The organism is Sphingobacterium psychroaquaticum (genome assembly GCF_900177625.1).
Classification (GTDB): Bacteria; Bacteroidota; Bacteroidia; order Sphingobacteriales; family Sphingobacteriaceae; genus Sphingobacterium; species Sphingobacterium psychroaquaticum.
Genome location: NZ_FXAU01000001.1, coordinates 1,260,426 through 1,275,738 on the forward strand (window position 1 = coordinate 1,260,426; position 15,313 = coordinate 1,275,738).

General features: G+C 40.2%; 15 protein-coding genes and 1 riboswitch. Of the genes, 10 read left to right on the forward strand and 5 right to left on the reverse strand.

The features are described 5' to 3' along the window. Positions 1-162: 162 nt before the first annotated feature. From lysA to serC, 4 genes are all read right to left on the reverse strand, one after another. Entirely contained in the window at positions 163-1,320 is a 1,158-nt protein-coding gene (gene lysA, locus B9Y69_RS05190; RefSeq protein WP_394365778.1) for a diaminopimelate decarboxylase, read from the reverse strand. A 23-nt stretch (positions 1,321-1,343) separates the two neighbouring features. Further along, positions 1,344-2,657 carry an aspartate kinase gene (locus B9Y69_RS05195; RefSeq protein WP_085471904.1) on the reverse strand — a complete coding sequence of 438 codons (1,314 nt, stop codon included), beginning with the start codon at positions 2,655-2,657 and terminating at the stop codon, positions 1,344-1,346. A gap of 377 nt (positions 2,658-3,034) precedes the next feature. Further along, the gene (locus tag B9Y69_RS05200) at positions 3,035-3,982 is read right to left on the reverse strand and encodes a D-2-hydroxyacid dehydrogenase (protein ID WP_085471905.1); all 948 of its coding nucleotides are present in this window, start codon (positions 3,980-3,982) and stop codon (positions 3,035-3,037) included. Positions 3,983-4,000: 18 nt separating this feature from the next. Continuing rightward, positions 4,001-5,068 (reverse strand): 3-phosphoserine/phosphohydroxythreonine transaminase, encoded by a 1,068-nt coding sequence (gene serC / locus B9Y69_RS05205; protein WP_085471906.1) that lies wholly within the window; start codon positions 5,066-5,068, stop codon positions 4,001-4,003. A gap of 380 nt (positions 5,069-5,448) precedes the next feature. Between serC and gyrA the strand changes: the two genes are divergently transcribed. Genes gyrA through B9Y69_RS05220 form a run of 3 tightly spaced genes read left to right on the forward strand, consistent with a single transcriptional unit; the run spans position 5,449 to position 10,363 of the window. Next, positions 5,449-8,088 (forward strand): DNA gyrase subunit A, encoded by a 2,640-nt coding sequence (gene gyrA, locus B9Y69_RS05210; RefSeq protein WP_085471907.1) that lies wholly within the window; start codon positions 5,449-5,451, stop codon positions 8,086-8,088. 4 nt (positions 8,089-8,092) lie between these two features. Continuing rightward, the gene (locus tag B9Y69_RS05215; protein WP_085472010.1) at positions 8,093-9,190 is read left to right on the forward strand and encodes a tetratricopeptide repeat protein; all 1,098 of its coding nucleotides are present in this window, start codon (positions 8,093-8,095) and stop codon (positions 9,188-9,190) included. Between the two features lie 3 nt (positions 9,191-9,193). After that, positions 9,194-10,363: a tetratricopeptide repeat protein gene (locus tag B9Y69_RS05220; RefSeq protein ID WP_085471908.1), complete on the forward strand. Its 1,170-nt coding sequence runs from the start codon at positions 9,194-9,196 to the stop codon at positions 10,361-10,363. A 106-nt stretch (positions 10,364-10,469) separates the two neighbouring features. On the opposite strand, the gene B9Y69_RS05225 is transcribed toward B9Y69_RS05220, so the two are convergent. Then, positions 10,470-10,985 (reverse strand): lipocalin-like domain-containing protein, encoded by a 516-nt coding sequence (locus B9Y69_RS05225; protein WP_085471909.1) that lies wholly within the window; start codon positions 10,983-10,985, stop codon positions 10,470-10,472. 135 nt (positions 10,986-11,120) lie between these two features. Here B9Y69_RS05225 and B9Y69_RS05230 point away from each other — a divergent pair, with 135 nt between their 5' ends. From B9Y69_RS05230 to B9Y69_RS05260, 7 genes are all read left to right on the forward strand, one after another. Beyond that, positions 11,121-11,522, forward strand: a complete 402-nt coding sequence (locus B9Y69_RS05230) for a YchJ family protein (protein WP_234991104.1) — start codon at positions 11,121-11,123, stop codon at positions 11,520-11,522. 97 nt (positions 11,523-11,619) lie between these two features. Continuing rightward, positions 11,620-11,988, forward strand: a complete 369-nt coding sequence (gene rpsF / locus B9Y69_RS05235) for a 30S ribosomal protein S6 (protein WP_085471910.1) — start codon at positions 11,620-11,622, stop codon at positions 11,986-11,988. Further along, complete coding sequence (gene rpsR, locus B9Y69_RS05240) at positions 11,988-12,251, forward strand: 30S ribosomal protein S18 (protein ID WP_085471911.1); 264 nt, start codon at positions 11,988-11,990, stop codon at positions 12,249-12,251. Before rpsF ends, rpsR begins: the two co-directional genes overlap by 1 nt. A gap of 10 nt (positions 12,252-12,261) precedes the next feature. Continuing rightward, positions 12,262-12,705 carry a 50S ribosomal protein L9 gene (gene rplI / locus B9Y69_RS05245; protein WP_085471912.1) on the forward strand — a complete coding sequence of 148 codons (444 nt, stop codon included), beginning with the start codon at positions 12,262-12,264 and terminating at the stop codon, positions 12,703-12,705. Positions 12,706-12,811: 106 nt separating this feature from the next. Beyond that, positions 12,812-14,062, forward strand: coding sequence for a PQQ-dependent sugar dehydrogenase (locus tag B9Y69_RS05250; protein WP_085471913.1), 1,251 nt, complete (start codon positions 12,812-12,814; stop codon positions 14,060-14,062). Between the two features lie 89 nt (positions 14,063-14,151). Continuing rightward, on the forward strand, positions 14,152-14,856 hold the full coding sequence (locus B9Y69_RS05255; RefSeq protein WP_085471914.1) for a thioredoxin domain-containing protein: 705 nt from the start codon (positions 14,152-14,154) through the stop codon (positions 14,854-14,856). Next, positions 14,857-15,231, forward strand: a complete 375-nt coding sequence (locus B9Y69_RS05260; protein ID WP_085471915.1) for a DUF423 domain-containing protein — start codon at positions 14,857-14,859, stop codon at positions 15,229-15,231. Between the two features lie 7 nt (positions 15,232-15,238). Continuing rightward, positions 15,239-15,300: riboswitch (Fluoride riboswitch) on the forward strand. The last annotated feature ends 13 nt before the right edge of the window (positions 15,301-15,313 follow it).

Below are 15,313 nucleotides of genomic sequence, written 5' to 3' on the forward strand. Positions count from 1 at the left end.
GTGGTTGGTAGATGGTGGTTGGTAGATTGTGGTTGGTAGATTGTGGTTGGTAGATCGTGATGGATAGAGCGTATGAAACACGAGGTACCCCATACGCTCTATTTTGAAAGTAAGAACAATGTACTATAGACTACGTACTATGCACTAAAGAACTACTTGCTTTTAAAGCTTGTCGCTATAAACGTAACGAATTTCATCACGAAGATTATAGCTTGATGCCATCACCTCGCCATAAGCTCCCGCAGTGCGGATAGCAATAAGATCGCCTCGTTGGGATTCTGGTAATGGTACTTCTTTACCAAAACAATCTGAGCTCTCGCAAATCGGGCCGACGACGTCGTAGTTTATAGTTGTCGTCACCTCTTTTGCGACATGCTCGATCTTATGATAAGCCTGATAGAGAGCCGGACGCATAAGCTCTGTCATCCCTGCATCTAGAATTAGAAAGTTCTTTTTAATACCACTTTTCGTATACAGAACCTTACTGATTAAGCTCCCACACTGCGCCACTAAAGCACGACCTAATTCAAAGTGTACTTCTTGCTGTGCGGTACGCTCCAAAAACTTATCAAAAATATCAAAATATGCTTCAAAGTCAGGCATGGAATTTTCATCTGGATGTTGATAATCAACCCCTAGTCCTCCTCCAACATTCAAGACTTTAATCGCTGTTCCCCGCTCTTCAAACCAATTTTTCCATTCATTAACCTTCACACATAAACTCTTAAATACGTTCATATCTGTGATTTGAGAGCCTATATGAAAATGCAATCCGATGAGCTCTACATGCTGTGCTTGACGGATAACCGAAGCCGCAATTTCTAACTCCGAAGTAGGCACCCCAAATTTATTCTCATCCAAGCCAGTCGTAATATAATGATGTGTATGTGCATCCACATTCGGGTTAATGCGAAGCGATACCTGGGCCACAACACCCAACTGACCAGCAAGCTCATTGATAACCTCCATCTCTTGGATAGACTCTACATTGAAAGCGAAGATCTGGTGTTTCAATGCCGCAATGATCTCTTTATCGGATTTTCCGACACCGGCAAAGGTAATCATCTCCGGAGCGAAGCCTTTATCAATTGATTTTTGCACCTCATTACCACTTACACAATCAGCACCAAATCCCTTCGATTGAATCATATCCAATACGCGATCATTGAAATTAGCTTTTAAGGCATAATGTACATGAAATCCACGCTTATCAGCAGCAGCCTTAGCACTATTCAACGTTCGCTCGAGTAACCCCATATCATAGTAGTAAAACGGGGTCTCTAAATTTTTTATCTTCTCTTGCTGATCTTTTGTAAACAACATATCGAATTTAATTCTATTACTTAAAATAATCTATTGTGCAACGAACGCAACGCCTCTGTTTTATGTTCGCTATCCAGAAGGATCGATACATTGTAATCTGACCCGCCGTAGGAAATCATACGAATAGGCAAATGTTTGATCGCATCCAACACGCGTGCCGCATAACCATGCATATTGGCACTAAAATCTCCGACTACACATACAATGGTTTGTTCATTATCGATGCTCACACGACCGAAATCCTCCACCTCTTTAATAATATCCGCTAAATAGCGTGTTTCATCAATCGTTAAAGAAACGGCAACTTCAGATGTCGTGATCATATCAATTGGCGTTTTGTAGCGTTCAAATATCTCAAATATTTTACGTAAAAAACCATAAGCTAACAACATTCTTGAAGAATGGATGTGAATAGCCGTAATGCCATCTTTAGCAGCAATTGCTCGTATCTGTCCTTTGTTTCCGCCGTCTTTACTAATCAATGTCCCTGCTGCAGCTGGATCCATTGTATTTAACAAACGTACGGGTACGTTATATTTTTGTGCTGGAAACACACTCTGCGGATGCAATATCTTCGCTCCAAAATAAGCCAGTTCAGCTGCCTCATCAAAACTAAGGTTTGCAATAGGCGATGTGTTTTTTACGATACGGGGATCATTATTATGCATACCATCGATATCCGTCCAGATTTGAACTTCTTCAGCCCGTATTGCAGCCCCTATTAGGGACGCAGTATAATCAGATCCACCACGACGTAGATTGTCGATTTCACCAAATGAATTTCGACAAATATAACCTTGTGTAATGAATAGTGTATTTGCTGGCGAAAGGTCCAATATAGCACCTAACTTCTCGCCAATATAATCGACCATGGGTTCATTGTCTTCATCGATCTTCATAAAATCAAGGGCAGGCAATAATACCGATGGAACACCAATTTCTTCTAAATGAAAATGAAACAGTGTTGTCGAAAGCAACTCACCTTGTGCAAGAATAGCTTTTTCTTCCACCGAAGTGAACATTTCATTTCCTAAGGAAGCAATGTAATTAAAATGATAATCAATCAATTGCTTACCCTTTGATAGCCCTTCAACAGTCGTAAAAAGCTCCTGAATCAAAAGCTCATATTTATCCTTGTGCTGCTTGGTAAGTGCTAATGCTTCGTCCTTCTTCTCAGCAAGAAAAGCCTGTCCAATTTCTACCAAAGCATTTGTCGTGCCTGCTACAGCAGATAACACGACAATTTGACGCTCCGCAGGATTTACAATTTCAAGTAATCCTTTGATGCGTTCTGCACTACCAACCGAGGTGCCACCAAATTTTAGAATTTTCATAAGTTTTATTTAAGTACATAAGCACGTAGTAACGCATATAAAATACGAAGCAATACGTCTCAGGTACGAAGTAATTAGTATTAATTATCCGTGTTTAAAAATGCAAAAGTCTGTATTATAATAAACAAAACAAAAAAAACAACGTGTTTTCCAACCTCATCTATTCGTATACTTTTAGCACAATATCCCTTTTCGATGCTCATTACTGGTCTTTGTTCATTGATCCCATCCAATACACAAAAAATCTTCTTGAAACAGCAGCAGTCAAAGAATAAACAACGATGGTTTATTTTTTTATATTTCTATATTTTTTCTCAAAAAAAAGCGGCGCAAATGCTGTAAAAGCTCTTGCGCCGCATCTATATTATGCGGAAGTACTACTTCTTCAATGTCTCAATAAGCAATGTTGCTAGTTCGACACCAATACGTTCTTGCGCTTCGTTCGTAGCAGCACCGATATGCGGTGTTAAAGAAATCCGTGGATGCGTAAGAATTTCTGTTCTCGGTGTAGGTTCGTTATCGAACACATCAAGACCAGCAAAAGACACTTTTCCAGCATCCAACGCCTTAATCAATTCCAGCTCATCAATCACGCCACCGCGTGAAGCGTTCACCAAACCAACACCATCTTTTAATAGAGCAAACTCAGCAGCCCCAATAGCCGGTTTATCTAAGAAAGGTACATGCAAAGATATAAAGTCAGCATTTTTAAAGATCTCTTCGATGGCAACCTGTTTCACAGGAACATCCACCTGGATTCCTCCCGAAAGTGTAAGCGTTAGCGCCTTAGGCCCTTCGTATAAATCGGTATACAATACGTTCATCCCTAAACCTAAAGCGATCTTTGCTGTTTCTTTACCAATACGACCAAAGCCAACAACACCTAATGTCTTCCCTCCTAATTCAACACCCTTTGCGTATGCTTTCTTCAGGTCCCCGAATTTAGTATTACCTTCAATTGGCATCTTACGGTTCGCATCATAAAGAAAACGAACTCCATTTAGTAAATGTGCAAATACGAGCTCACCTACAGATAACGATGAAGCTGCAGGCGTATTAATAACGGCAATACCTTTTGAGCGGGCATATTCAACATCAATATTATCCATACCAACACCGCCCCGACCAATGGCCTTTATATTGGGACAAGCATCAATCAACGCTTGTCTAACTTTAGTGGCACTACGTACCGTTATTGCATCGTAATTTTTTAATTTTTCCGCTAATTCCTCCTGCGGTATATGGTTTGTATCAACCTCAAAGCCTGCTGCTTCTAAAAGCTGCTTGCCAACGGCATCGATACCATCATTTGCTAATATTCTCATTCTTGTATCTAACTAAGCTTATTTATATCTTTCTTCAAACTCCTTCATCGCGTCAACCAATGCATTTATAGACGATAGCGTCAATGCATTATAAATTGAAGCACGGAATCCACCAACCGAACGGTGTCCTTTGATACCGATCAAACCACGTTCCTTCGCTAATTCTAAGAATTCTGCTTCCTGCTCTGCTGTATCCATCACAAAACTCACATTCATACGTGAACGATCTTCCAGATTGGCTGTGCCGCGGAAAAACGGATTTCTGTCGATTTCGTCATAGAGTGTCCGTGCTTTGATGATATTTTCTCGCTCAATAACCTCAATACCACCTTTTGCTTTTAACCAACGTAAGTTCAACATTGATACATAAATTGAATATACAGGTGGCGTATTATACATAGAGCCTGCCAACGCATGTGATCTGTAATCAAATATGGCAGGAATAGTACGTCCCGATTTCCCTAGAATATCATTCTTTACAATAACCAAGGTTACACCAGCCGGTCCCATATTCTTTTGTGCACCCGCATAAATCAGGTCGTAATCCGCTACGTTTATCGTACGACTTAAGATGTCCGAGGACATATCAACAACCAAAGGAACATTAACTTTTGGTGCTTCAAAAATCTCCGTACCATAGATTGTATTATTTGATGTATAGTGGAAATATGCTGCATCTGTTGGTACAGTAAATACCTTCGGGATGTACGTATAATTTTTATCCGACGATGAAGCCACGATTTCTACGTTCCCCAGTTTCGAAGCTTCTTTAGCGGCTTTGGAAGCCCATACTCCCGTATCCAAGTAAGCTGCTTTACCTCCTTCAGGCAACAAATTCATAGGAACCATAGCAAATTGCTGACTGGCGCCTCCTTGCAAAAACAACACCGAATAATCGGCAGGAACGGCTAACAATTCGCGCACAAGGGCTTCTGTTTCAATAACAACTTGTTCGAAATCTTTGGAACGATGCGATATTTCAAGGATCGATAAGCCCGAATTATTAAAATCGATTACTGCTTGTGCCGCTTCTTGAAATACTTCCTTTGGAAGGATGCATGGTCCTGCCCCAAAATTATGTTTCATCGTAAAAAAATTAATGATAAATAAAATAACTACTCCCTCATCAAACCACCTTTGGCTAAATGAAAAGCAAAAGTAAAATTTTTTTTAAAAGTTTTTTACATTTTTCAATGTTTTATTGATAAGAATATAAAATTTTACTTTTTTTAATATAAAAATGACACAACAATAACGTTTGCGCCCTTCTAATCAACAAATTACTCCCAATACCTTAAAGAACATGCAAAAAACTTCATCTGAACCGTCCCCTAGACTTTATGTTATACAATAATAATAGCAAGGAGATTTTGCCACTTTGAACGAAAAAAATCGTAACTTCGCATGCGATGTGTGTACTTTATTCAGGTGCACATTATTAAGTTTTATCGAAACCAAATTTTAATATGGCTGAAGAGACAGAGAACGAAAACAATCTACTTCCTGCTAACGACAGGATTATCCCCATTAACATAGAGGACCAAATGAAGTCTGCCTATATCGATTACTCGATGTCGGTGATTGTTTCTCGTGCGTTGCCTGATGCAAGAGACGGTATGAAACCTGTACATAGACGGGTTTTATATGGTATGTTGGACTTGGGTGTTACCAGTAGTAAACCTTATAAAAAATCGGCGCGTATTGTCGGTGACGTATTAGGTAAGTACCACCCACATGGTGACTCATCGGTGTATGATGCAATGGTGCGCTTAGCGCAAGACTGGAGCATGCGTTATCCGTTGGTTGATGGTCAAGGTAACTACGGTTCGGTTGATGGTGACCCTCCAGCAGCAATGCGTTATACGGAGGCCAGATTGAAAAAGATTGCAGAAGATATTCTTTCTGATATCAATAAAGATACGGTAGATTTTCAACTCAACTTTGACGACTCCCTTGAAGAACCAACAGTTCTCCCTACTCGGATTCCAAATTTATTGGTAAATGGTGCTTCGGGTATCGCTGTAGGTATGGCGACTAATATGGCGCCACACAACCTCACAGAAGTTGTTGACGGTATTACAGCGTATATTGACAACCGCGATATTGAGATCTCAGAGTTGATGCAACACATCAAAGGCCCTGACTTCCCTACCGGCGGTATTATATATGGGTACAATGGCGTTAAAGATGCATGTGAAACGGGTCGTGGACGTGTGGTTATGCGTGGTAAAGCCGAGATAGAAACCTTGAAAAATGGACGCGAATGTATTATCGTTACCGAGATACCATATCAAGTCAACAAGGCGAATATGATTGAGCGCACGGCAGAGCTTGTCAACGAAAAGAAAATTGAAGGTATCGCTACCATCCGTGATGAATCTGACCGCGATGGCTTCCGTATTGTTTACGAAATAAAAAGAGAGGCTAATGCCAATGTGGTATTAAACAATCTCTATAAATACACAGCCTTACAGACCTCATTTTCTGTAAATAACATTGCCTTAGTTAAAGGGCGTCCGATGTTGATGAACTTGAAGGATATGATCCATGAATTTGTGGAACATAGACATGAGGTTGTTATCCGTCGTACTAAATATGAGTTGGCGGAAGCAGAAAAAAGAGCACACATTTTAGAAGGCTATTTAATTGCATTAGATCACCTGGATGAAGTGATTAAATTAATCCGTAGCTCCGAGACACCAGAGGATGCGCGTACAGGATTAATGGAACGCTTTAGCCTGACCGATATTCAAGCACGTGCTATTTTAGACATGACGTTACGTCGTCTAACAGGACTGGAACGTGACAAGATTAAAGAAGAATATGCCGAATTAATGAAGACTATCGACTACTTGAAAGAAGTTTTGAGTGACGAAGGCTTACGTATGCGTATTATTAAAGACGAACTTGCTGAAGTAAAAGAAAAATATGGTGATGAGCGTCGCTCTATTATCGTTCACTCGGCAGAGGATATGCGTATGGAAGATTTCATCGATGATGAGGAAATCGTCATTACCATTTCGCATAACAGTTATGTAAAACGCACTCCGCTTTCAGAGTACCGTCGTCAAGGCCGTGGTGGTAAGGGAGCTATTGGTTCGACCACACGCGATGAAGACTTTACCGAGCATATCATCACAGCATCTGCACATAACTACCTCCTACTCTTTACCGACAAAGGACGTTGTTTCTGGCTTCGTGCTTTTGAGATCCCTGAAGGAAGTCGTACTTCGAGAGGCCGTGCCCTGCAGAATATTATCAATGTTCCGAAAGAAGAGAAAATCAAGGCCTTTATCAAGGTAATCAACTTGAAGGATCAGGAGTACTTGGAGAATAACTTCATTATTATGTGTACCAAGAAAGGTACGATCAAGAAAACATCGCTAGAGGCTTACTCTCGTCCGCGTGCAAATGGTATTAATGCAATTAATATCAATGAAGGCGATGAGCTATTGGAAGCATGTTTAACAACGGGTACCAGCGAAATCGTGATGGCTCTTCGCTCGGGTCGCGCTATTCGCTTTAATGAAGGAACAGTTCGCCCAATGGGTAGAACCGCGACAGGTGTACGTGGTATTACTTTGGCCAGTGAGCAAGATGAAGTAGTAGGTATGATCGCTGTTGACAGCAATGATTCTACTGTTCTTGTTGTTTCTGAAAAAGGCTATGGTAAACGTACGGATATCGAGGACTACCGCGTAACAAACCGGGGTGGTAAAGGAGTAAAAACTATTAATGTTACGGATAAAACCGGTGAGCTTGTTGCAATCAAAGGCGTAACCGACCAGGACGACTTGATGATTATCAATAAATCTGGTATCGTGATTCGTATTGGCGTTGATTCATTACGTGTTATGGGTCGTGCCACACAAGGCGTGCGCTTAATAACGTTAAATGATACAGATGAAATTGCATCGATCACCAAAGTAGAGCGCGAAGAGGATGATGAAGAAGGCTTAGGCGGTGCAGAGGGTGAAATCGACACCCCAACAACGGATGACACAGACAACATCCTACGTGATGCGTCAAATGGTGCAATAATTAGTCCTTCAGAAGATGCGGAATCTAATGACGCTGAAGCTGATAACGAAGACAACGAAGCATAATTTTATGAAGAAAACGGTTATTTTGGGTCTTTTAGTCTCCTGTTCTTTTACAGGCTTTGCACAATCTAATTACAAAGAGAGTAGCAACAGTTTTGCCATGTACATGCAATCGGGAGACTTAAAGAATCTGGAAAGTGCAAAGAAATTTAACGATGCCGGATACCAAAACAAACGGGACTCGACAAGCGCAAAAGTAAATGTCCTTCGTGCCATGATTTATAGTGCGATGGCTTATGCTGACTCAAGCCGGACGATCAAGAACCCCAAAGATCCTATTGATATTACCTATCATGCATTGGGTAAACTAAGGGCTAATGATCTTCAAAACTATCCGGCCGAAATGAAATATGTAAAGCAAAATTTAGCTGCGGCACATATTTCAAGCGCCAATAAAGCCCTGGGTAAAAAAGACTACAAGACGGCTTACGATAATTACATCAAAGTGAAAGAATTATCAATTGGCAACACGGATGTAATCTATAACTTGGCATTACTGGCGGTACAAAGTAAACAGTATAAGGAAGCAATCGGTTATTATACGACCGTTATTAAGGATGATGACGCCACGGCAACCATGTATCTGGAACTTGCTGATGTATACCGTCTATCTGGAGATAAGCATGCGCAATTACGCACCTTGGAAACAGCGCGATCTAAATTCAAGGATAATAAAGTTGTGCTCATGAATTTAATTCAGGAGTTAGCACACAATAATAACTACGAAGCTATCGTTCCTATTATTGATGAAGCGATAAAATTTGAGCCCGAAAATGTGGAGTTGAATTATCTAGCAGGATATGCTAACGAAACTGTCGGCCGCATCGATATCGCTAAACGATACTATCAGAAAACATTGCAATTGAGTCCAAATAACTACGAAGCCAACTTAGCCTTAGGGCTGATATTCTTAGGTGATTTTTTGAAAAACGACACCAATGTGGAGGCGCAATACTATGCGCAAAACTTATTGTTAAAAGCAAATGAGATTAGACCATATGATGTCAATGCACTAAAATCGCTATCTATGTATTACGAAAAGGCTGGTGATTTGGCTCAATTAGACCGAGTAAAGCTATTATTAAATCAACTTTCAAATAATTAAAAAATGAATTTTAAAAAAGCCATAGTATTTTCTTTACTGGTTGCTGCAGGTACAACGACATTTGCGCAAACAAGTAATTTAAGAAAAGCAAAAAGCAGCTTACAAAAGTTTGAAGAATTAAAAAGTGCAGGCTCTGCTGCTCTGGGTAAATCAAATCTTACCGCGGCTAAAGAAGCAATTGATTTAGCAGTTGCCCACGAAAAGACGAAAGATGATCCTGAAGCATGGACAATCTACGCTTTGGTAAATGCGAATATCGCTTCCATGGATAATGTTCCAGAAGCGGCTACAGCAGCAGCTGAAGGTGTTGAAAAAGCAAAGGCCTTGGACACAGAAAAGAAAAACGCAGAGAATATCGCTGTCGTTGGACAGGTCTTAGGTCAATACAATTTTAATCAAGGGGTAGCTTCTTGGGAAAAACAAGATTTTAAATCCGCTTACGCGCAGTTTGATAAAGCGTTAACTTTCCTTCCTGGAGACACAACACTTACTTACTACGGAGGTTTGGCGGCAATCCAAAACCAAGATTACAAAAATGCAGTTGAAAAGTACAAGTTACTGATTCCTAAAAAGGATTTCTCCGCACATAAATCGGTGATGGTTGACCTACCTAAGCTTTACCTTTCCATGAAAGATACGGCTAGCGCACTTGATTACGCAGCACAAGCAGCACAGGCTTACCCGAATGATAACGACGCTGCCGTTCAAAACATTGAATTGAACCTGATCGCTGGTAAAGAATCAAAAGTAATTGCTGATATCGAAAACCAAATTGCCAAAGATGGTAACAACAAATCGTTGTACTACTATTTAGGTATTGCACATTCTGCGGCAAACAATAACGATAAAGCAATTGCTGCTTACAAAAAAGCCGTTGAGATTGATCCAAACTATAATGATGCAAATAAAAATGCTGCAGCTACTATAATAAATAGTGTACGCGATCAGCTAAACGCATTAAACGAGAACAAAACATTATCAAACAACGATTACAACAAAAAAGTAACGGAGTTGAAAGAGAAAATCAAAGAAGCTCTTCCTTACTTGGAAAAATCCGTTGCCCTTAATCCGAAAGATGTAGATGCCTTGAAAAGTTTAAAAGGTTACTACGATTTCCAACAGGATGAGGCTAAATCTAACGAATTGAAAGCGAAAATAGACGCTTTGAACTAACGTTAGCCAACGACATAAATAGAAAAAGGGTGCGCCAATTCAATGGATCGCACCCTTTTTCATTATGCATGTTATTTCGCCGGACGACAAGATGCCACGCGACAACTTATTCGTATTGCGAATTGGATATATACGCCGTTTCGATAACCCCTTCATCAAAAAAATCATCAATCGACCGATCCACTTTTTGCCAGGTCATGTAGGAGTTCACCTGCTGTCCATTAGAAAGTGTGGGTTCTACAGATTTCATGTATAAGATATCGCCTTCAAAATCGATCTTTCGCGATAACACTTTGTTGTTCCAATTCGGATAAAGCGCACTCTTTACTAAATAATGAACAACGGCTGTACTATTGTCAACTTTATATTTACCCGTAAAGGCTAAATAACCCTTTATCGAGGATTCCATTTCTTCAACACTAGGTAGAAGCTTGTCGTTACTCTCAAACAAGAGTCTTCCCTCCTTTGCAATCTGTACGGACATGAAACTATCGGGCGCATAAATCAAAAGTCCATTTGGGTTTTTACCTAGCGGAAACAAAGAATCGGTACCATTTATCGGCACCTCTATATAAGAAAGGAGCTTCCATGTTCCAACTAATTCATTTTTTAATGTAGTCATGAAAATTGCGTTAGTTTTATATTTCAAAACGTTCAGTGTGCGCAAATAGTTTAGACATTTCGCAATCAAACAAAATTGTGACAATCTACTGATCAATTTATCGTGTCTACAGACATTTTTCTATAAGTTTGTATCGTGATTTTACAAACTGCAGTTGATACTTTTCTTTGTGGTTGCAGCTCGGAAAAACCTTATTCGGATTGCTGCGCCCCAATACATCAAGATTTACGTGAGGCTACTACGGCCGAATCCCTTATGCGCGCCCGGTATTGCGCTTTTACTAAGGGCTTAATCGACTTTCTATATAACAGCTTCCACCCTACTACGCGACGTTTTCAGCAAAAAGCAGCAATAGCACAATGGGCTTCAGCGAACAAATGGATGCAGCTCGAAGTACTACGCGCCACCGAAACTACCGTAGAATTCAAAGCACATTACCTTAATGCGAACGGAGAAGTAGAGATACACCACGAGAAATCAACGTTTAAGCGAACACAAGGAATCTGGTATTATGTCGATGGCAGATTGCTATCGTGATTTTTTGCAGAAAAACATCTTTTATATAAGAAATATTCTTACCTTTGCACTTCCGTGAGTGCGGAACAAATATTTAATTAATATAACTATTAAAAAAATGCAACAGTACGAATCTGTCATCATTCTTACCCCGTTGCTTTCTGAGGAGGCTGCGAAAGAAACAATCGCAAAATTCAAAGCTATCCTAACAGAAGGCGGAGCCGAGATTGTCGCTGAAGACAATTGGGGTTTGAAAAAATTAGCGTATCCGATCCAGAAAAAAACAACTGGATTTTATCACTTAACTGAATTCAAGGCTCCAGGTGAATTAATCAAAAAATTAGAGGTTGAATACAAACGTGATGAGCGTGTTATGCGTTTCTTAACTATTGCGTTAGACAAGCATGCATTAGCATTCGCTGAGAAAAAACGTAGCGGTGCTTTCAACAAAAAACCTGAAACTAAAACTGAGGAGGTAGCAAACTAATGGCAAACGAGAATATTCAATACGTAACTGCCCCTAAAGTAGAGGACAATCGTAAAAAATATTGCCGTTTCAAAAAGAACGGTATTAAGTATATCGATTACAAAGACGCGAACTTCTTAATGAAATTTGTAAACGATCAAGGTAAAATTTTACCTCGTCGTCTTACAGGAACATCTTTGAAATTCCAACGTAAAGTAGCTCAAGCTGTTAAACGTGCGCGTATTATCGGTTTATTACCTTATGTAGCTGATTCATTAAAATAGGAAGAACGACATGGAAATTATTTTAAAACAAGATATTAAGCACCTTGGCGAGAAAGACGATATCGTAGTTGTTAAGCCAGGTTACGGTCGTAACTACTTAATTCCTCAAGGATTTGCTACTTTAGCAACAGTGTCTGCTAAAAAAGTATTGGCTGAGAACATTAAACAAGCTCAGTTCAAACAAGAGAAAATCAAGAAAGATGCAGCTGAATTAGCTACTAAATTAGAAAGCGTAAAACTTTCTATCGGTGCTAAAGCTGGTGAAACAGGAAAAATCTTCGGTAAAGTAAACAGCATTCAAGTTGCTGATGCTTTGAAAGCGCAAGGTTTTGATGTTGACCGTCGTCGCATCACTTTCGAAGTTGAGCCTAAAACTTTAGGTGAATACATCGCTAACTTGAACTTACACAAAGAAGTGAAAGTACAAGTTCCTTTTGAAGTAGTTGCTGAATAAGCAATCCACATAAAAAGTAAGAAGCCGTCATACATTTGTATGACGGCTTTTTTTATAAAACAAATTTCGCTATTTTGCGTCTATATCCTAAACACATAAGAAAACTATGAGAATCCAAATTCCTGCATTTTTACTCGCATCGGCTACCTTAGTGTTGGCTGCATCCTGTAGTAACAGTGCTTCGACCAGTCAGCCACCAGTGGATGGTGCACCCACCGATAGCATCTACCCGCCTGTCGAGTCCGGAAAAGCAAATACGGATTATAAACCTGCTTTTGCCGGCCAAACGCGCGTTGCTGGGGTGAAAACGACAACGCCGTACGAGCATACGGTAGTTACCAAAGCATTAAAATCACCATGGGGTATTGCCGTACTTCCTGATGGACGTTTATTGATTACAGAAAAAGCAGGTGTACTTCGTATTGTAAATGCTGATGGTACCGTAAGCGAAGCCATTACAGGTCTTCCTAAGGTCGATGAGCAAGGGCAAGGTGGATTGCTTGGTATCACGCTAGATCCTGATTTTGCTACGAACAGAATGGTATATTGGGTATTTGCTGAACCAGTAAGTGGAGGAAACCATACGGCCGTGGCTAAGGGCAAATTGGCCGCGGATGATAAAACAATTGAAAATGCGACAACGATATACAGAGCGTTACCAACTTTCAATGGTAAGCTTCATTATGGTGGACGGATTATTTTCGATAAGTCCGGCAATCTTCTCGTAACAACAGGTGAACGCTCTGAGCTGGAGACACGACCACAAGCGCAAGATCTAAAATCGGCTTTGGGTAAGGTTATTCGTATCACGAAAGACGGACAACCGGCTGCCGGAAATCCCTTCTTAAACGATAGTAAGGCGTTGCCAGAGATTTATAGCTATGGCCACCGTAATGTGCAAGGAATTGCGATACACCCAGAAACAGGTGATCTTTGGGAAACTGAATTCGGCCCACGTGGCGGTGATGAACTAAATCTTGTGGAGGCGGGTAAAAACTATGGTTGGCCGACGATCACCTATGGATTGGAATATAGTGGAAAACCTATCGGTGATCCAATTATACAACAGAAAGAAGGATTGGAGCAACCTGTTTATTATTGGGATCCTGTATTATCCCCGAGCGGATTAATGTTCTATACGGGAGATGCAATTCCTGAATGGAAAAACAGTCTATTTATTGGCGGATTAAGTAGTACCCATATCGCACGATTAGTCATTAAAGATAAAAAGGTGGTTGGCGAGGAACGCTTATTAGCGAAAGAAGGACAGCGTTTCCGGGATGTAGTCCAAGGCAAGAATGGTGAGATCTTTGCGATTACTGATGCTGGTTTATTGTATAAAATAAGTAAAAAGTAAATTTTTAATAATATAAATCCCCCAGAGATACTCAATTCTGGGGGATTTGTATTTCTTAGCCTTAGTTTTTTAATTACCTTTACGTTACTATGAGATATCTATTCCTGTTCTTGACCCTGCTTTCTTCAGGGATTTTGGCTGCGCAAACAAAATTGTCGCCAACAGATTTCCAACAGCGATTAAAAAAGAATAGCAAGTCACAGCTTGTGGATGTCCGCACGCCTGAGGAATATGCTAAGGGAACGTTGGAACACGCTAAAAATATCAATTGGAACGATAAGTCAACTTTTCAATTGCAAGCTGCTAAACTCAACAAGAAAAAGCCGGTTTATGTATTTTGCTTTAGTGGGGGGCGTAGCACACAAGCTGCCCAAATGCTCACAAAAGAAGGCTTTACTGTTTTCGAATTGGAGGGCGGTCTCATGAAGCTGAACAGTGAAACTAAAGCTTCTGCGACAACAGCAAAAAGCAATGTAAAGGATCTAAAGGGCTTAACCTTAGCTGACTTTCAAGCAATACAGCAATCACATCCACTAGTTTTTATAGACTTTACTGCAAAATGGTGTGGACCGTGCCAAAAAATAAAACCGTATATCGAAAAAATTGCTGCAGATAAAAGCTATAAAACAAAGGTTGTTTACATCGATGCAGATGCTAACCCAGACTTGTTAAAGGAATTAAAAATAAGCGCAATACCGCGATTACAGCTCTATAAAAATGGGAAGCAAGTGTGGGATCATACTGGCGGGCTAAGTGAAGCGGAATTAGTACAGGCAATAAAAAAACAACTATAAATGAACACAACGGTTCTTGTAACGGCTGCTTTACTAGCGACAATAGCTATTATATTGGGTGCCTTTGGTGCACATGCCTTTAAGAAATTTCTTCCGGAAGATAAGCTCTCCTCTTTTGAGGTTGGTGTTCGCTATCAAATGTACGCTGCCTTAGCGTTACTTATTATCGGATATCAAGCGGACTTCTCATTTTATAGCGCCAGACTCGCATTTTACGGGATCGCTTTCGGCGTATTTTTGTTTTCAGGAAGTATCTATCTGTTAGCTTTCGCAAACCATTGGAAAGTAAATCTGCGTTTTTTAGGTCCGATTACACCACTAGGTGGCTTGTTGATGATAATAGGTTGGATATCCCTTATTGTAAGTTTTTTATAATATATTTTTAACTATAGGCAATGATGTCTGCCTTGAACCGCTACTGGAGCTGATGACGTCTACTTTGAATAATGGAATTATC